This is a genomic window from Streptomyces sp. NPDC048291, from assembly GCF_043201715.1.
Taxonomy (GTDB): Bacteria; Actinomycetota; Actinomycetes; order Streptomycetales; family Streptomycetaceae; genus Streptomyces.
Genome location: NZ_JBICZC010000004.1, coordinates 141,028 through 158,006, shown reverse-complemented (window position 1 = coordinate 158,006; position 16,979 = coordinate 141,028). Strand labels below are relative to the sequence as shown.

The following is a 16,979-nucleotide window of genomic DNA, read 5'->3' as shown; positions in this document are numbered from 1 at the left end:
GGGGTCCGGAGGCTGCCGTTGGTCTACGCCTGCGGAATACTTGGCGAGCTGCGGCGATGACGGGGTTTGACGGAAACTTTCAGGACTGCGAAACCGATCAGGGGTGCTGACGTGCACGAGGACGAAAAGGGCGGCGAACGGCGCGCCGCCACCGGGTTGCCGCCGAGCGGCGCGGACCAGGAGTTCCTGGCCCTGGAACGCGAGTTGACGGTGCTGCTGCGCCGCGCCCGGGCCAGCCAGGGCGAGATGGCCCGGGAGGTCCACCCCGACCTGGAGTCCGCCGCCTACGGACTGCTCGTACGGCTCGACGAATGCGGCGGCCAGCGCGCCACCGAACTGGCCGCCTACGTCGGCGTCGGCAAGGCCACCATGTCCCGCCAGCTGCGCGCCCTGGAGGAGCTCGGCCTGATCGCCCGCGAGCCCGACCCGGCCGACGGACGGGCCTGGCTGGTCGCCCTCACCGACGAGGGCCGGCGCCGGGTCGGCACGGTCCGCGAGGCCCGCCGGGGCCGCTACGTCAGCCAGCTCGCCCACTGGGACCGCACCGAGGTCGCGGAACTGGCCCGGCTGCTGAACCAGTTGAACGGCGTCATGGAGAAGTAGCCGCCGCCGGTCCTCGCTGGGCCGCCGCCGGTCCTCGCTGGGCCGCCGCCGGGCCTGGCAGGGCCGCCGTCGGTCCTCGCTGGGCCGCCGTCGGTCCTGGCAGGGCCGCTGCCGGTCCTCGCTGGGCCGCCATCGGTCCTCGCAGGGCCGCCGTCGGGCCGTCGCCGGGCTTTCACCGGACGGCCCCGGACCGTCCCGAGACCGTCGCGGGACCCCCCCGAGCCGCCGCCGGGGGCGTCACAGCTCGGCGTACACCACCGTCGCGTCGTCGTGCGTCTTGCTGCGCCGCAGGAAGACCCGCTCCTCCCGGTCGGCCGCCTCCAGCTCCCGCACCCGGCCCACCAGCGCCCGCGCGCCCTCCTTGCGCACCACGTCCAGGAGGGCCGTCCAGTCGCCCTCGCGGAACTTCTCCGTCCAGCGGGTCGCGCCGTCCGTGAGGGCGGTCAGCGCGTGTACCTCGGCGCGGGGCACGGACCCGGTGACCGCGCGGGCCGCCACCGAGGGGTCGGCGGCGGCCGTGAAGAAGCCGCCCTCCTTGTTGCGGACCGTGGCGTCGGCGATCGCGTCCGAGGCCAGCGAGGCGCGCGGCACCCGGTCGAGCCGGTCGTCCAGGACCGGGGTGACCGTGCCGTCGGGTGCCCTCAGGAGCAGCGCCGAGTCGGACAGGACCAGGAACTCCACGGTCTCCGCGGACCAGCGGCTCAGCACGACCGTCGCCTGCGGGGTACGCGGGTGAGAAAGGTCACAGGTGTCACCATGTGCGGCGGCTGTGCGAACGATCGCCTGTTCGAGGATCTCCCGCAGTGTCAGATCTCCTCGCGAAACGGTCAGTTCGGTCAGTGCACCGCCCAGCCGCGCCGTGAACCAGTGGACGGAATGCAGACACCCGGTCCCGTCCCGGGGCGGGGTGACCCCGTCCAGGACGATCACGCAACCCCCCTGCCCCGAGGCGGGAAGTCCGACACCGGCGAAGTCCTCGTTGGGGCGGTCGGGGGCGCCGGGCTCCGAAACGACTTCAGTACGCATTCGGCCAGTCTGCACGACCCCTCCACAGGCTTCACCAAAGGCTGGCAACGGACCGGGAATTGATACGGCCCCGCAGGTCAGCCGCCTGTTTTGGGCTGGAATGGCGCACTCCGGGAAGGTGCGGTGGCGAATCCTGTCAAAGCCTGCCGTCCGCGTCCAACCGGCCAGCCGGAAAAGGCACCCGCACAGACCGCCGGAACTTGCCCGCCAACTCCCCTCCGATGTTCACTCCTTCGGGTGGCGGGTCGGGTGATGAGAGACCACCGCCCACCGGCGCTGGGAGGGTCGGGGACCGTACAAGACGGGTGCACGCACCACTTGGCACCGAAATGCCGGGGATCATGACGGGGTGCCACCCAACCCCTTGGGTACACGAGTTCAGGAATGCGAGCACCGGTGCAGAAGACGCGGCCTCGGCGCACAGGCAAGAAGACGGCCTCCGAAACGGGCGCCGCGGCCCCCGTCGGCACCGGCCGCCCCAAGCACGTCCGCACCCGGCTGATCGTGGCCGTGGCCGTGGTCGCCGCGGCGATCGCGGGCGCCGGAGCGCCCGCCCTGCTCACCGCCTCCGGGCAGCTGAGCGACTCCCAGGACCTGGTGACCCTGTCCGGCCGTACCGAGGACGCGCTGGCCCTCGCCAACTCGCTCGCCGACGAACGCGACGAGGTCACCTCCTACATAGCGGCCGGCCGCCCCAAGTCCAAGGCGCCCGCCGAGGACCGCAGCGCCCGCGTCGACCGCCAGGTCGAGGACCTGCGCGCGGACACCGACGCCCCCGGCTGGCTGCGCACCGACCTCGACGGCATCGCCACCGTCCGCCGCTCCGCCCTCACCGGCAAGAGCACGGCGCTCGAAGCGCACCAGGCGTACTCGGCGACCATCACCGAGCTGCACCGGCTCGCCGAGCAGCTGGCCGAGCAGATGCCCCCCAGGGCCGGCTCCGGTGCCTACGCGCTCGCGGAACTGGACTCCGCCGTCCAGCAGTCCGCGGCGGCCAGGGGCCTCCTGCTGGCCGCCCTGAGCATCCCCAGCACCACCCAGACCACGATCAACCCGATCACCGGCCTGCCCGTCACCAGCACCACCACCTCCGACGCGGACCGGAAGCAGCGCGACGCGCTCACCGCCGCCGCCCAGCAGGCCCGGCTGCGCGCCGACGCGGCCCTCGCCGACTTCCGCGACACCGCGCCCAAGGCTGCGGTCGACTCGTACGACTCCACGGTCACCGGCGGCGACGTCAACGACGCGGACAAGTACCTGGCCGCCCTCACCGACCAGCCGACCTTCTCCGACGACGACCTCGCCACCGGCACCAAGAAGCTGGACGCGGCGCTGACCGGCCGGGTGGACCTGATGCGGGGCGTCGAGTCCGCCCTCTACGACCGCCGCACCAAGGACCTCGCGGCGCTGCGCGACGACGACGTCACCGCGCTGGAGATCCGGGTCGCGGTGGTCGGCGCCCTGATGCTGGTCGCGGTCGGCATCGCCACGGCCATGGCCCGCACCCTCACCCGCCCGCTCTCCGTGCTCCGCCGGGGCTCGGCCCGCCTCGCCGGGGCCGAGGACCCGCGCACCGAGGAAGCGATCGCCTTCACCGGCCGCAACGACGAGTTCGCCCAGGTCGTCCGCTCCGTCAACGCCCTGCACACGCACGCCGCCGAGCTCTACGACCGCATCGCCACCCTGGAGACCGACCGCAAGCACCTGGTCGGCCAGCGCCAGAAGATGGCCGACGCCCGCGAGGAGCTGCGCGCCGAGGTCACCGACGCGGCCACCCAGCTGGAGCGGCTGCGCACCAGCATCGGCGGCACGTTCGTCAACCTCGCGCTGCGCACGCTCGGCCTGGTGGAGCGTCAGCTCGCCGTGATCGAGACCCTGGAGGAGCGCGAGCAGGATCCCGACCGCCTGTCGACCCTCTTCAAGCTCGACCACTTCGCCACGGTCATGCGCCGCCACAGCGAGAACCTCCTGGTCCTCGCCGGCACCGAACACGTCCAGCAGCACGCGGGCCCGATCCCGCTGGTGGACGTCGTCCGGGCGGCGGTCAGCGAGATCGAGCGCTACGAGCGGGTCCGGATCGCGGCCCTGCCCCCGCACGCGCACGTGGCCGGGTTCGCGGCCGACGACCTGTCCCACCTGCTCGCCGAACTCATGGAGAACGCCACCGCGTCCTCCCCGCCCGACGTCCCCGTCGAGATCTCCGGCTGGCTCCTCGAGAGCGGTGAGGTCATGCTCTCCGTCCAGGACGAGGGCATCGGCATGACCGCCGACCGCATGGTCCGCCTCAACGGCCGCCTCGCCGAGTTCGACCCCGAGTCGCCCTACGACCAGGAGGGCGAGGACGGTCTCGGCCTCGGCCTCTACGTGGTGGCCCGGCTGGCCCACCGGCACGGCGTCCGCGTCCAGCTCCGCGAGCAGAAGCAGGGCGGGGTGGCGGCCGTCGTGGTCCTGCCCCAGCCGCTGCTGGCCCAGGCCCCGCGGACCTCGGTCCCCGCACCCACGACGACCGCGGCCGGCGCCCACGCCTACTCCCTCCCCGGCGCGGACGCCGAGGTCAACTCCAACGTCCTGTACGGCCGCTCGACGTCCGGCGACCCGCTGGTGACGCTGGCGGAGCAGGCGGTACGGGAGGCCGACGGGCACGGCGGAGCCGTGAAGGGGGCCGGCGAGGAGGCCGCGGCGGTACGGCGGGCCGACGAGGAAGCGGTACACGAGCAGGCGGCCCCGCCGAAGCCGGCGGACCCCGAGCCGACGGCCCGCCCGAAGGCTCCGGCGGAGACGTTCGCCGAGACGACGATGGAACTGCTGGTCCCCCTCACGGACCCGGACCCCGAACCGGCCGGGCAGCCCGAGCCGCTGACGCAGGCCGGTGCCGCCGAGGAGCGGGCCCACCCCGCCGACGCGGAGATCCGCCCGCGACGCCGGCGGGCCGAGGACGACGACTGGCCCGGGTCGCAGGGTGCCGAGGACGAGGACCGGCCTGGGTCGCAGGGTGCCGAGGACCGGCCCCGGCGCCGACGGGCCGAGGACGACGACTGGCCCGGGGCGCAGTCCGCGGACGCCGGTAACCACGTGCGTCCGCAGCCCGCGGCGGCCGACGGCGAGTACGCCCCACCGGGGCCACCCGCACCTGACCCGGCAACCCGCACGGGTGCTGCGGTTGGGAACGACTTCGGCGCAGCCGAAGAGCACTCCCGCACGCTGCCCCCGCCCGCGACCGCCGAAGCCGAAGCCGACGCCGGTACCGAAGACGACGAGGACGAGGACGAGGTCACCAGCAAGGGCCTCCCCAAGCGCACCCCCAGGATCACCGCCCCCGCCCCACCGCCCCGCCAGCGCGGCACCGGCGTCGACGCGGACGCCCTCCGCCGCCGGCTCGGCGGCTTCCGCCGGGGCGCCGACGCCGGACGCCGTGACGTGGCGGCGGAGATCGCCGAGCAGACCGGCCAGAACCAGGTGCCGAGCACCGTACGAGCCGCACCCGGAACAGCCGTATCCGAAGAAGCCACGGGGGGCACAGTCGAGGAGGCAAGCAGTTGACCGCGCCCAGTACCTTCGGACTGAGCAGTGAGGCCCGCAATCTGCACTGGCTGCTGAGCAACCTCATCGAGGAGGTGCCCGGGATCCAGTCGGTCGCCGTGGTCTCCTCCGACGGACTGCTCCTGCTCTCCTCGGACCCCGTCCGGAACGAGGAGGCCCGCGAGACCAGGAACGAGAAGCGCACCGGCCCCCGCGGCTCCGCCGCCGACCTCGCCACCATCGTCTCCGGCATCGGCAGCCTCACCGTCGGCGCCGCCCGGCTGATGGACTTCGGCCCGGTCAAGCACACGATGGTCGCGATGGACGAGGGCAGCCTCTTCGTGATGTCGATCAGCGACGGCTCGCTGCTGGGCGTGCACGGCAGCGCGGACTGCGACATGAGCGTGGTGGCATATCACATGGCACTGTTCGTCGGCCGCGCCGGCCACGTCCTCACCCCCGAACTCCGCACCGAGCTACGCAAGTCCCTAGAGGCCGACGCGACGAGGAGCGGCCGATGAGCAGCGCGCCGAAGAACCGCAGGCAGAACCTCCCGGTACGCGGCGGCGACCGCAAGCCCGCCCGCGTCCGCCCCTACTCGCTCACCGGCGGCCGTACCCGCTTCGGCCACGTCCTCCTCGTGGAGACGTTCGTCGCGGCGCTCGAAGCCCCCGAGGAGCGCAAGGAACTGACGAATGGTTCCCTCAGCACCCGGGTGATGCCCGAGATGCAGGCCATCGTCGAACTGTGCCGCCGCATGCGCACGGTGGCCGAGATCGCCGCGCTGCTGAAGATGCCGCTCGGTGTGGTCCGGGTCCTGCTCAGCGACCTCGCGGACCAGGGAAAGATCCGTGTGTACGGAACCGGTACCGGACACGGCGTCGGCCGCCCGGACCGCGCTCTGCTGGAAAGGGTGCTGAGTGGACTTCGCCGTCTCTGACGCCACCGGCGTCAATCCGCTCCTCGCTGCCGACGAGGAGCAGGAGCATCTGCGGTCCTGGCAGACGGACCGCAGCCGGGCCCCCATCGCGACGAAGATAGTCGTCGCGGGCGGTTTCGGTGTCGGCAAGACCACGCTGGTCACCGCCGTCTCGGAGATCACGCCCCTGCAGACCGAGGCGCTGATGACCGAGGCGAGCGAGGAGACCGACGACCTCACCGCCACGCCCGGCAAGCTGACCACCACCGTGGCCATGGACTTCGGCCGCATCACGCTCGACGACGACCTGGTGCTCTACCTGTTCGGCACGCCGGGCCAGCAGCGGTTCTGGTTCATGTGGGACGACCTGGTGCGCGGCGCGATCGGCGCCGTCGTCCTCGCGGACACCCGGCGCCTGAAGGACTGCTTCCCGGCCCTGGACTACTTCGAGAGCTGCGGGCTGCCGTACGTCGTCGCGGTCAACCACTTCGACGGCAGCGAGCGCTTCGAGCCGGAGGACGTGCGGGAGGCATTGACGATCCCTCCGCGCGTCCCTGTAATGATCATGGACGCCCGCCGTCGGATCTCGGCCATCGAGACGCTGCTGTCCCTGGTCGCCCACGCGCTGGACGAAACCCCCGAGTAGTTCTTCTGAACCCTTAGGAGCCACCACCGCATGCGGAAGATACTCGTCGTGGGGGCCGGCCAGGCCGGTCTCCAGCTCGCCCTCGGCCTCCAGTCGCACGGCTACGAGGTCACCCTGATGTCGAACCGGACCGCGGACGAGATCCGCTCCGGCCGGGTCATGTCGACGCAGTGCATGTTCGACACCGCACTGCAGCACGAGCGCGATCTCCAGCTGAACTTCTGGGAGTCCCAGGCCCCGAAGATCGAAGGACTCGGCGTCTCGGTCGCCGCCCCCGGCTCCTGGGGCGAGGGTCCCGCGGCCCGCGCCATCGACTGGGTGGGCAAGCTCGACGGGTACGCGCAGTCGGTCGACCAGCGGGTGAAGATGGCCGGCTGGATGGAGACGTTCGCGCAGCGCGGCGGCCAGCTGGTCATCCACGGCGCGGCGGTCGGCGACCTCGACTACTTCGCCCGCACCTACGACCTGGTGCTGGTCTCCGCCGGCAAGGGCGAGCTCGTCCAGATGTTCGGCCGCGACGCCGCCCGGTCCCCCTACACGGAGCCGCAGCGGGCGCTGGCCGTCTCCTACGTGCACGGGCTCGGCCCCCGCCCCGAGCACCCGGACTACTACGCGGTCCGCTGCAACCTGGTCCCCGGCGTCGGCGAACTCTTCGTCATGCCGACGCTGACGACCTCCGGCCCCGCCGACATCCTCTTCTGGGAGGGCATACCCGGCGGCCCGCTGGACGTCTTCAACGGCGTCAAGGACCCCTCGGAGCACCTCTCCCTGACCCTGGAACTCATGGAGCGGTACACGCCCTGGGAGCACGCGCGGGCCACCAAGGTCGAACTGACCGACGCCGGCGGCACCCTCGCCGGCCGCTATGCCCCCACCGTCCGCAACCCGATCGGCCGCCTCCCCGGCGGCGGCCTGGTCCTCGGGGTCGCGGACGTCGTCGTCGCCAACGACCCGATCACCGGCCAGGGCTCCAACTCCGCGGCCAAGTGCGCCGCCTCCTACCTCGCCTCGATCCTCGAACAGGGCGAGAAGGAGTTCGACGAGACCTGGATGCAGGAGACGTTCGACCGCTACTGGAACACGGCGCAGCACGTCACCAAGTGGACGAACGCCATGCTGGCGCCGCCGCCGGAGCACATCCTCAACCTCATCGGCGCGGCCGGCCAGCTCCCCCCGGTCGCCGACCGCTTCGCCAACGGCTTCAACGACCCCGCCGACTTCGAGAACTTCTTCTACGAGCCGGCGAAGACGGAGGCCTTCCTGGCCTCGGTGACAGGCGCCGCCTGATCCGGCAGGCCCGATTTCGGCCGCGGGTCCGTGGGGGCTGGTCGCGCAGTTCCCCGCGCCCCTGAGGGGGCGCACTGAAGCGCCCCTTCTTTTGGGGGCGCGGGGAACTGCGTGAGCGACCACGACGGCGCCGCACCCTCGGCGGACCGCATACGCTGATCGCATGACCCCGCAGGCCGCCACCCCCGCCTACCGCAGGCTCTCCGTCGAGGAGCGGCGCAGCCAGCTCCTCGACGCGGCCCTCTCCCTCTTCGCGCACCGCGCGCCCGAGGAGGTGTCGCTCGACGACGTGGCGGAGGCGGCCGGGGTCTCGCGTCCCCTGGTGTACCGGTACTTCCCCGGCGGCAAGCAGCAGCTCTACGAGGCCGCCCTCAGGTCCGCCGCCGAGGAACTCGAACACTGCTTCGACGAGCCGCGTGAGGGTCCCCTCGTGCCCCGGCTGGGCCGCGCCCTCGACCGCTACCTCGCCTTCGTCGACCAGCACGACGCCGGCTTCAGCGCCCTGCTCCAGGGCGGCAGCGTGGTGGAGACCTCGCGGACGACGGCGATCGTGGACGGCGTACGACGGGCCGCCGCGCAGCACATTCTCAGCCACCTGGAGGTCGCCGACCCCGGTCCCCGGCTGCGGATGACCGTCCGGATGTGGATCACCGCCGTCGAGGCGGCCTCCCTGATCTGGCTCGACGAGGACAAGCAGCCGCCGGTGGAGGAGTTGCGGGACTGGCTGGTGGACCAGTTCGTCGCCGTGCTCAGTGTGACCGCGCGCCGCGACCCGCAGACCGCGGCCCTCGTCGACGCCCTCGCGGTGGATGGCTGAGACTGGTGCCGTGAAGAGTCAGGACACCCCCTTCGAGGGCGGCCCCATGGACGGGCGGGTGCTGCCCGTGCTGCTCGGCATGACCGGCCACCCCCCGAAGACGTACCGCATCCCGGTCCCGGATCCGGCCGGCGGCCCGCCCACCGTCCTGGTCTACCGCCGCGTGTCCCGGGGGCAGAGCAGGCGCCTGGGCCTGTCCCAGGGCTGGAAGTACGAGTACGACCCGACGGGCAGGGGAGCCGGCGGCGGGCCGAGGTGGCCGTGGTCGAAGCAGGACCCGGGCCGCGGGCCGGACGACACCGACGGGTGACAGGGGTCCGCCGAACGGCGCACATGTGCCGCGCGGACCACGCATACACATCCGATAATCACGTGATCATCGCGATACGGAACGGAGAGGCCGTCCCGCATCGGAGGTGATGACGTGTCAGGAAGGTTCCTGCGGCTGGCCTGTACGGCTGCGGTGGCGGCGGCCCAGGCCGTCCTCACGCCCCTGCCCGCACTCGCCGCGCCCGACCCCGCGCAACCGGTCGCCGAGCTGCTGACCGACCTTCAGCAGGCCTACCGGCAGACCGAGCAGGCCACCGAGACCTACAACGCGACGGCGGAACGGCTGCAGCGGCAGCGCGCCGAGGTGACCCGGCTGGACGACGAGCTGGCCCTTGCCCGGCGCTCCCTGCACACCAGCAGGACCGAGGCGGGCCGGCTGGCCCGGCAGCAGTACCAGAGCGCCACCGGCCTCTCCCCGTACATCCGCCTGCTGCTCGCCCGTGACCCGCAGCACGCGCTCGACGAGGGCCACGTCATCGGCGAGCTGGCGCGCGAGCGGGCGAGGACGGTGGGCCGCCTGGCGGACGACGAGCGCAACCAGGCCGGTCTGGCCCGCCGGGCCCGCGCGGCGCTGGACAGCCGACTCGCCCTGGCCGAACAGCAGAAGAAGCAGCGCGACGAGGTCCGCACCCGCCTCTCCGACGTGGAGCGCATGCTGGTGTCCCTCACCCCCGACCAGCTCACCGCGCTCGCCGACCTGGAGCGGTCGAAGACGGCGGACGCCCAGCGCAAGCTCACGACGTCCGGCGCCCTGGGCACCGCCACGCCGCCCCCCTCCCCGGCCGGCGACCGCGCGGTGCGCTACGCCGTGCGGCAGCTGGGCAAGCCGTACCAGTGGGGCGCGGCAGGGCCGGTGTCGTACGACTGCTCGGGCCTGACCTCGCAGGCCTGGGACCACGCAGGCACCCCCATCCCGCGCACCAGCCAGGAGCAGTGGGCCGACCTGCCGCACGTTCCCCTGAACCACCTGCGCCCCGGCGACCTGGTCGTCTACTTCCCCGAGGCCACCCACGTGGCCCTCTACCTGGGCGACGGCAAGGTCGTCCAGGCCCCCCGCCCCGGCGCGAAGATCAAGGTCTCCCCGATCGCCGCCAACCCGATCCTGGGCGCGGTCCGCCCCGACCCGACGGCCGCCTCCCTGGCCCGCTACACGCCCCCGGCGATCCCGAAGACGGCGACGGAGGGCCCGGACGAAAGCTTCGGGACATTGCCGCCGACGGTGCCGACCTCTACCTAGGCGAGGCGCGGGGCCGTCTCGGCATGCGCTGCGGACACCCGCCTGAGGGGCGCGGGGAACTGCGCTACCAGCCCCCACGCACGCGTACCCGAAACTCAAGCCAGCAGCCCCGAGCTCTTCCACAACCGCCGCCCGGCCCCCCGAAGCACCCCGATGTCGTCCAGGAAGTCGGTCAGCCGCTTCGCGCCGGTCTGCATGACCTCCCGCCGATGCCCGCTCGCCCGCACCTGCGCCACGGCCTCCCGCCGGTCAAGACCCACGTTCGTGTAGACCTCCGGATTCACGAAGGCCACCGAGAACACCCGCGCGAACTCACCGGAGGTGACCCGGGTGAACTCCTGCGACCACCGCGGCGCGGTCACCATCTGCCGGCGCAGCTCCTCGCGGGCGTACCGCACGTGCCGGGCCTCCTCGACCACGTGGATCCGGGTGACCCCGCGGACGAGCGGCTGGACCCGCTCGTCCGGGAAGGTCAGCCGCTGCATCCAGTCGAGCACCTCCTCGCCGAGCAGGGTGGCCGTGAAGGACCCGGGCGTCGTGGAGATCGTCTTGAAGAGGCGGCCCAGGTTCTGGTGGGCCCGGCTCACCGGGTACCAGGGCGCGTCACCGCGCTCTATCAGCCGCGCGAACATCTTCGAGTGCCGGCACTCGTCCTCGATCTCGGTCAGCGCGTAGCGCACGTGCGCGGTCGTCGCCGCCTTGTCGTAGATGTGCCGGACCAGCAGCTGCATCAGGATCAACTCGAACCAGATGCCCAGCGAGGCCAGCGCGGCGGCCTCGTGCTGGGAGAGCAGGATCCGCTGCTCCTCGCTCATCCGCTGCCACATCGGCGTGCCGTACAGCGACACCAGCTCCGGCGGCCAGAACCACTTGCCCTCCTCGAAGGGCGCGTCCCAGTCCAGCTCCTTGTCCGGGTCGAAGGAGTGCTTCGCGGAGGAGACCAGCAGCCGTTCGGCCACCTGCTCGCGGTCCTTGAGCAGGCCGAGCGCGTCCCGCAGTCCGTCGACCGCGTCGGCTTCCGTCAGGGTCGTCATGGCTCCCTCACCTCGTTACCCGGGGGTACGTCGTCGACTCTTATGAGACCGCTTGTCAGCAAGCCGGTCAATCCCCCGCGCACGACTTGCTGACTCCGTGTCTCAGAACCCGAGTACCGCCCGCATCACCGACCGGGCGATCGGCGCCGCGTCCCCGCCCCCGCTGATGTCCGAACGGTCGGCCGCCGCGTCCTCCACCACCACCGCCACCGCGACCTTCGGCTCCAGGTCGTCGTCCGCCTGCGCCCAGGACACGAACCAGGCGTACGGCACCCCGGAGTTGCCGATGCCGTGCTGCGCGGTGCCGGTCTTGCCGCCGACCGTGGCGCCGCGGATCGCCGCGTTCGTGCCGGTGCCCTCCTCGACCACGCCGACCATGAGTTCCTTCATGCGCATGGCCGTCGCGGCACTCATCACCTGCCGTACAGGACCCGCCCCGCCCATGCCGACCGTCTCGCCGGTCCGCCGCACGGTCCGCTCCACCAGGTACGGCGGCCGGGCCAGCCCCCCGTCCGCCACCGCCGCCGCGACCATCGCCATCTGCAGCGGCGTGGCCCGGGTGTTGTACTGCCCGATCGACGACAGGGCCAGCTGCGCCTTGTCCACGCTCGTGTCGAAGGTGCTCGGCGCGGCGGTGAACGGGATCCGCACCCGGGTGTCGTTGAAGCCGAACGCCTGCGCCGTCGCCGTCATCTGCGCCGCGCCCACGTCCACGCCGAGCTTCGCGAAGACCGTGTTGCAGGACCACTCGAAGGCCGCCCGCAGCGAGGCGTCCCCGCAGCCGTCGCCCTCGTTGGTCAGCCGGGTCCTGGTGCCCGGCAGCCGGTAGGGGTCGGGGGAGTCGGTCGGCGCGTCCAGGTCGGTGACCACGCCCGCGTCGAGCGCGGCGGCTGCCGTGACCACCTTGAAGGTCGAGCCCGGCGGATACGTCTGCCGTACCGCCCGGTTGAGCATCGGCTTCTCAGGGTCGTCGTTCAGCCGCGCCCAGGCCGAGGTCACCGCCTTGCCGTTGCCGGACAGTTCGGAGGGGTCGTACGACGGGGTGGAGACCAGGGCGAGGATCCGGCCGGTCGACGGTTCGATCGCGGCGACCGCGCCCTTGCGCGAGCCGAGCCCCCGGAAGGCGGCCTCCTGGGCGTACCGGTTCAGGGTCGTGACGACGTTCCCGCCCGGGTTCAGCGCCCGGCCGGTGTCGTTCCACAGCGGGAGCGGCGACAGCAGCGGGTCGGTCCCGGAGAGCACCGCGTCCTCGGCGTGCTCCAGGAACGTGGTGCCGTACAGCTGGGAGGCGAAGCCGGTGACCGGGGCGTACAACGGGCCCTGCGGGTAGGTGCGTTCGTAGCGAAGCTGCTCCCCGCTGTCCCGGGAGCCGGTGACCGGCGCGCCGCCGACCACGATGTCGCCGCGGGGGAGGCCGTAACGGGCGATCGAGTTGCGGCGGTTGGCGGGGTTGTCGTCGTACTGCCGGGACAGGACGACCTGGACGCGGGCCGCGTTGACGAGGAGGGCGAACAGCAGCAGGGCGCACAGGGCGCGGGCCCGCCGGATGTACCTGGCCGTGCCGGCCCGGCGGCGGCCGTACTCGGTGCTCATGGGGCGACCTGTCCGTCGTAGTGGCGGCGGGCCGAGTCGCTCACCCGGATCAGCAGGGCCACGATCGCCCAGTTGGTGACGACCGAGGAGCCGCCCTGGGCGAGGAACGGCATCGCCATGCCGGTCAGCGGGATCAGCCCGGTCACCCCGCCCGCGATCACGAACACCTGGAGCGCGACGATCGAGGCGAGCCCGACCGCGAGCAGCCGGCCGAAGGGGTCGCGCAGGGCGAGCCCGGCCCGGTAGCCGCGCTCGACCAGCAGGCCGTAGAGGAGGAAGATCGCGGAGAGTCCGGCGAGGCCGAGTTCCTCGCCCGCGGTGGCCAGGATGAAGTCCGACTTGGCGGCGAAGCCGATGAGGATGGAGTGGCCGAGGCCCAGACCGGTGCCGAGGACCCCGCCGGCCGCGAACGCGAAGAGGGACTGGGCGAGTTGGTTCGGCCCCTGCCCCGCGTCGATCGAGGCGAACGGGTGCATCCAGTCCTCGATGCGGCCGTGCACGTGCGGCTCGAGACGGCCTACGGCGACCGCGCCGAACACGGCGAGCAGCAGGCCGACGGCGATCCAGCCGGTCCGCCCGGTGGCGACGTACAGCATGACGACGAACAGGCCGAAGAAGAGCAGCGAGGTGCCGAGGTCGCGTTCGAGGATCAGGACGCCGACGCTCACCAGCCAGATGGTGACGATCGGGCCGAGCACCCGGCCGGTCGGGAACTGCATGAACCACAGCCGGCGGCCCGCGTACGCGAGCGCGCTGCGGTTGGCCGCCAGGTACGCGGCGAAGAACACCGCGAGCAGCACCTTCGCGAACTCGCTGGGCTGGATGGAGAATCCGGCGACCCTGACCCAGATCCGGGCCCCGTTGACGGCCGGGAAGAGGATCGGCAGGAGCAGCAGGACGAGCGCGGCGGCGACGCAGACGTACGCGTAGCGCTGTAGCACGCGGTGGTCGCGGAGCATCAGCACGACCATGATGAAGAAGCCGACGCCCAGGGTGGACCAGACGAGTTGGGCGGGGGCCGCCCGGTCTCCGGGGGTCTGAAGGTCAAGGCGGTAGATCAGGACCAGGCCGAGTCCGTTGAGCAGCACGCCGATCGGGAGCGGCAGCGGGTCGGCGTACGGGGCGCGGAAGCGTACGGCGAGATGGGCGACGAGCGCGAGGACTCCTAGGCCGGCGCCGTAACCGGCGGCACCGGGCGGAACGGTACCGGTCTTCGCCAGGCCGACCGCGCAGTAGCCGTACACGCAGAGCAGGACGGCCAGCACGATCAGGGCGAGTTCGATGCCACGGCGCCGGGGGAGGCGTACGGCGGAGGTGGGGGTCGCGGTCGCCGCCAGGGTGGTTCCGGCCTTGGTCATGTCCGGAACTTACCCAAATAGTGTGAGTCGAGTGTCTTGTGGGTCGGCACCAGCGTGGCGTACAGCTCCGCGCCCGCGGTGACGACGCCTCACCAGCCGGCGGGGTCGGCGGGGTCGTCCGGGCCGCCGGGGCCGAGGAAGTCGTCGATGCCGCCGGAGGTGCCCGAGGTGCCGGAGACGCCGGCGGTGTTGCCGACGCCGTCGAGGCGGCCGTCGTCGGAGGGGTCGTCGACCTGGCTGGTCCCCGTCCCGGCGCTGTCCCAGCCGTCGTCGGCGAGGGCGGGGGCGGCGCCGCAGAGGGCGACGAGGGCGGCGGCGACGGCTATCGCGAAACTGCGGGGGAGCATGGGGCCTCCGGCGGGCGGTTCGGTGGGGAGCTGGCTAGTTGCCACGCTAGGAGGGGTGCCGGGGGGCCGCGCTCTGCGGTGAGCCGAAGGGGGGTGGCGGTGGTGGACCGGGTGCGGGTGCGTGGGGGTTGCTCGCGCAGTTCCCCGCGCCCCTAAAGGGGGCGCACTGCAGCGGCCCCTTCCTTTAGGGGCGCGGGGAACTGCGCGACAAGCCCCCGCCGGCCCGCAGCCGGTCCACCACCGCACGCCCCCTACGGGAGCGTCAGCGTGGCCACCGCGCCACCATCGATCGCGTTCGCGAAACACAGCCGCGCGCCCAGCACCTCCGCCTGCCCCACCGCGATCGTCAGCCCCAGCCCGTGCCCCTTGGCCCCGCCCTCCGTGCGGAACCGCTGCGGGCCGTGGGCCACCAGGTAGTCGGGATAGCCGTCCCCGTGATCCCGCACGGTGACCTCCTTCCCCTCCACCGTCAGCACCACGGGCCCCCGCCCGTGCCGGTGCGCGTTGGCGACCAGGTTTCCCAGCACCCGTTCCAGCCGCCGCCGGTCGGTCTCGACCCAGACGTCCCGGACGACCTTCACCTCGGTCTCCGTCCCGGACGCCCGCACCACCCGCTCGGCCAGCGTGCCCAGGGCCTCCGCGTCGGTCTCCAGCCGCTCCCGGCCCGCGTCGAGGCGGGAGATCTCCAGCAGGTCCTCGGTGAGCGTGCGCAGCGCGGCCACCCGGTCCCGCACCAGTTCCGTCGGCCGCCCCGGAGGCAGCAGTTCCGCCGCCGCGTGCAGCCCCGTCAGCGGCGTCCGCAGCTCGTGCGCCACGTCGGCCGTGAACCGCTGCTCGCTCAGCAGCTTGCTCTGCAGCGACGCGGCCATCCCGTCCAGCGCGGCGGCGACCGCGGCCACCTCGTCCTGCGGGCGGGTCGGGTCCTTGGTACGGGGGTCGTGCACCCGGGCGTCCAGGTCGCCGGCGCTGATCCGCCGGGCCACCTGCGCCGTGCCGTGCAGCCGCCGGCTCACCCGGGTCACCGCGAACGCGCCGACCAGCAGCGTCGCCCCGATGGCCAGCGCCGACGACCAGAGGATGGAGCTGTCCAGGGCGGCGATGGTGCGGGCCTGCTGGGAGTAGTCGACGGCCACCGCGAGCGCCCGGTGCCGGTCGGCCGGGCCCGCCGCCCACATCGTGGGGCGACCGTCGTCCCGGGCGACCATCGTGCCGCGGTCCCCTGCCAGCGCCAGCGCCCGCAGCTGCCCGGGCAGCCCCCGCGGGTCGAGGTGCGCGCCCCGCGGCAGCGCGTCCCCCGCCTCGTACGCGCTCGTCGCCTCCGCGAGCCGGCTCAGCGCCTGGTCGCGGGCCTGGGCGACGGTCTGGTCGGTGACCGACACATGCACAAGGACGCCGAGCAGCGCGGCCAGCGCGCAGCACATCACCGTGATGAACGCGGCCGACTTCGCCGCCAGCGTCCCGGCCCAGCGGGGCAGCCTCATCGCGCGCCCGCCGAAGCCGAAGCCGAGGTCGGTGCCGGTGCCGATGTCGATGCCGACGGCACCGGGGTGCGGGTGTGGTGCCCCTTGCCGGTGCGCAGGAACTCGTCCCGGGAGAACACCAGCGCCTTCCGCTCCGGGTCCCACGCCCAGGTCGTCCGGTACTCGTACCCGCTGATCCCGGCCGGCGACCGTACGATCACCGTCCGTCCGGCCAGCTCGACGCCGATGATCGCGTCGTCGTCGTCGAGGACCTGCATCAGCCGGCCCTTCTCGACGGTGTACACGCGCAGCGCGGTCTGGTTCGTCGGATACAGCCGGAACCCGAGCGTCAGCTCGTCCCGCCCGTCCCCGGTGAGGTCCCGGTAGTACGGCTTCAGCAGCGGACAGCGCGCCCCGCCGCCGCCCGCCGTGCACTCCTCCATCCGCTCCGCGGTCTCGTGGTACGCCCCCTTGGATCCGTAGTCCGCCGGGTCCGAGGCGATCTCCGCCCGTACGACCGCCACCGGATCCACCCGGCGGATGTCGTCGCCGGGCACCGTGACCCCCTTCACGGGCTCCGTGCTGCCCTCGTCGTAGGGCCAGGCCGGGCTGGACGCCGGCCGCAGGTCGGGCCAGAGCTTCGCGGGGCTGACCGCGGTCGGTGCCGCCCCGGCCCCGCGCAGCCCGCCGGAGTCGCCGCAGCCGGCCGCGGTCAGCGCCAGCAGGGCGACGGCGGCCGTGGTCACGGCGGTGCGGACGGGACGACGGGCTGGCACGCTGCTCCTGGCTCGGCGGGGGCGGGG

Annotated in this window: 16 protein-coding genes; 9 read left to right on the top strand and 7 right to left on the bottom strand. The window is 73.0% G+C overall.

The window, feature by feature from the left end:
- The first annotated feature begins 111 nt into the window (after nucleotides 1–111).
- A complete protein-coding gene (locus ACGF5O_RS11575; RefSeq protein WP_393809707.1) occupies nucleotides 112–603 on the top strand; it encodes a MarR family winged helix-turn-helix transcriptional regulator in 492 nt (163 codons plus the stop codon).
- Nucleotides 604–840: 237 nt separating this feature from the next.
- Here ACGF5O_RS11575 and ACGF5O_RS11570 read toward each other — a convergent pair whose 3' ends face one another.
- On the bottom strand, nucleotides 841–1,629 hold the full coding sequence (locus ACGF5O_RS11570) for a hypothetical protein (protein ID WP_393809706.1): 789 nt from the start codon (nucleotides 1,627–1,629) through the stop codon (nucleotides 841–843).
- A gap of 396 nt (nucleotides 1,630–2,025) precedes the next feature.
- Here ACGF5O_RS11570 and ACGF5O_RS11565 point away from each other — a divergent pair, with 396 nt between their 5' ends.
- The 8 genes from ACGF5O_RS11565 (at nucleotide 2,026) to ACGF5O_RS11530 (ending at nucleotide 10,384) form a co-directional block, all read left to right on the top strand.
- Complete coding sequence (locus tag ACGF5O_RS11565; RefSeq protein WP_393809705.1) at nucleotides 2,026–5,169, top strand: nitrate- and nitrite sensing domain-containing protein; 3,144 nt, start codon at nucleotides 2,026–2,028, stop codon at nucleotides 5,167–5,169.
- A complete protein-coding gene (locus tag ACGF5O_RS11560) occupies nucleotides 5,166–5,669 on the top strand; it encodes a roadblock/LC7 domain-containing protein (RefSeq protein WP_362596693.1) in 504 nt (167 codons plus the stop codon). Before ACGF5O_RS11565 ends, ACGF5O_RS11560 begins: the two co-directional genes overlap by 4 nt.
- Entirely contained in the window at nucleotides 5,666–6,088 is a 423-nt protein-coding gene (locus ACGF5O_RS11555; RefSeq protein WP_351502609.1) for a DUF742 domain-containing protein, read from the top strand. The genes ACGF5O_RS11560 and ACGF5O_RS11555 overlap by 4 nt, the downstream gene beginning before the upstream one ends.
- Nucleotides 6,069–6,713 (top strand): ATP/GTP-binding protein, encoded by a 645-nt coding sequence (locus ACGF5O_RS11550; RefSeq protein ID WP_393809704.1) that lies wholly within the window; start codon nucleotides 6,069–6,071, stop codon nucleotides 6,711–6,713. Before ACGF5O_RS11555 ends, ACGF5O_RS11550 begins: the two co-directional genes overlap by 20 nt.
- 30 nt (nucleotides 6,714–6,743) lie before the next feature.
- The gene (locus ACGF5O_RS11545) at nucleotides 6,744–8,000 is read left to right on the top strand and encodes a styrene monooxygenase/indole monooxygenase family protein (protein ID WP_393809703.1); all 1,257 of its coding nucleotides are present in this window, start codon (nucleotides 6,744–6,746) and stop codon (nucleotides 7,998–8,000) included.
- 163 nt (nucleotides 8,001–8,163) lie between these two features.
- A complete protein-coding gene (locus ACGF5O_RS11540) occupies nucleotides 8,164–8,817 on the top strand; it encodes a TetR/AcrR family transcriptional regulator (RefSeq protein WP_393809702.1) in 654 nt (217 codons plus the stop codon).
- Nucleotides 8,818–8,827: 10 nt separating this feature from the next.
- On the top strand, nucleotides 8,828–9,127 hold the full coding sequence (locus ACGF5O_RS11535) for a hypothetical protein (RefSeq protein ID WP_393809701.1): 300 nt from the start codon (nucleotides 8,828–8,830) through the stop codon (nucleotides 9,125–9,127).
- A 114-nt stretch (nucleotides 9,128–9,241) separates the two neighbouring features.
- On the top strand, nucleotides 9,242–10,384 hold the full coding sequence (locus tag ACGF5O_RS11530) for an NlpC/P60 family protein (RefSeq protein ID WP_393809700.1): 1,143 nt from the start codon (nucleotides 9,242–9,244) through the stop codon (nucleotides 10,382–10,384).
- A gap of 95 nt (nucleotides 10,385–10,479) precedes the next feature.
- Here ACGF5O_RS11530 and ACGF5O_RS11525 read toward each other — a convergent pair whose 3' ends face one another.
- The 6 genes from ACGF5O_RS11525 to ACGF5O_RS11500 form a co-directional block, all read right to left on the bottom strand.
- Complete coding sequence (locus ACGF5O_RS11525; protein WP_393809699.1) at nucleotides 10,480–11,418, bottom strand: diiron oxygenase; 939 nt, start codon at nucleotides 11,416–11,418, stop codon at nucleotides 10,480–10,482.
- Between the two features lie 102 nt (nucleotides 11,419–11,520).
- On the bottom strand, nucleotides 11,521–13,011 hold the full coding sequence (locus tag ACGF5O_RS11520; RefSeq protein ID WP_393809698.1) for a penicillin-binding transpeptidase domain-containing protein: 1,491 nt from the start codon (nucleotides 13,009–13,011) through the stop codon (nucleotides 11,521–11,523).
- On the bottom strand, nucleotides 13,008–14,369 hold the full coding sequence (locus ACGF5O_RS11515) for an FtsW/RodA/SpoVE family cell cycle protein (protein ID WP_393809697.1): 1,362 nt from the start codon (nucleotides 14,367–14,369) through the stop codon (nucleotides 13,008–13,010). The genes ACGF5O_RS11520 and ACGF5O_RS11515 overlap by 4 nt, the downstream gene beginning before the upstream one ends.
- A gap of 89 nt (nucleotides 14,370–14,458) precedes the next feature.
- Complete coding sequence (locus tag ACGF5O_RS11510) at nucleotides 14,459–14,716, bottom strand: hypothetical protein (RefSeq protein WP_393809696.1); 258 nt, start codon at nucleotides 14,714–14,716, stop codon at nucleotides 14,459–14,461.
- 251 nt (nucleotides 14,717–14,967) lie between these two features.
- Nucleotides 14,968–16,197 (bottom strand): ATP-binding protein, encoded by a 1,230-nt coding sequence (locus tag ACGF5O_RS11505; protein WP_393809695.1) that lies wholly within the window; start codon nucleotides 16,195–16,197, stop codon nucleotides 14,968–14,970.
- The gene (locus ACGF5O_RS11500; RefSeq protein WP_393809694.1) at nucleotides 16,194–16,952 is read right to left on the bottom strand and encodes a hypothetical protein; all 759 of its coding nucleotides are present in this window, start codon (nucleotides 16,950–16,952) and stop codon (nucleotides 16,194–16,196) included. Before ACGF5O_RS11500 ends, ACGF5O_RS11505 begins: the two co-directional genes overlap by 4 nt.
- Between the last annotated feature and the right edge of the window lie 27 nt (nucleotides 16,953–16,979).

Excerpts from the sequence above, each read along its gene's own strand:
- ACGF5O_RS11570 (WP_393809706.1), bottom strand. The coding sequence starts at position 1,629 with ATGCGTACTGAAGTCGTTTCGGAGCCCGGCGCCCCCGACCGCCCCAAC.
- ACGF5O_RS11555 (WP_351502609.1), top strand. The coding sequence starts at position 5,666 with ATGAGCAGCGCGCCGAAGAACCGCAGGCAGAACCTCCCGGTACGCGGC.
- ACGF5O_RS11545 (WP_393809703.1), top strand. The coding sequence starts at position 6,744 with ATGCGGAAGATACTCGTCGTGGGGGCCGGCCAGGCCGGTCTCCAGCTC.
- ACGF5O_RS11540 (WP_393809702.1), top strand. The coding sequence starts at position 8,164 with ATGACCCCGCAGGCCGCCACCCCCGCCTACCGCAGGCTCTCCGTCGAG.
- ACGF5O_RS11525 (WP_393809699.1), bottom strand. The coding sequence starts at position 11,418 with ATGACGACCCTGACGGAAGCCGACGCGGTCGACGGACTGCGGGACGCG.
- ACGF5O_RS11520 (WP_393809698.1), bottom strand. The coding sequence starts at position 13,011 with ATGAGCACCGAGTACGGCCGCCGCCGGGCCGGCACGGCCAGGTACATC.
- ACGF5O_RS11515 (WP_393809697.1), bottom strand. The coding sequence starts at position 14,369 with ATGACCAAGGCCGGAACCACCCTGGCGGCGACCGCGACCCCCACCTCC.
- ACGF5O_RS11510 (WP_393809696.1), bottom strand. The coding sequence starts at position 14,716 with ATGCTCCCCCGCAGTTTCGCGATAGCCGTCGCCGCCGCCCTCGTCGCC.
- ACGF5O_RS11505 (WP_393809695.1), bottom strand. The coding sequence starts at position 16,197 with ATGAGGCTGCCCCGCTGGGCCGGGACGCTGGCGGCGAAGTCGGCCGCG.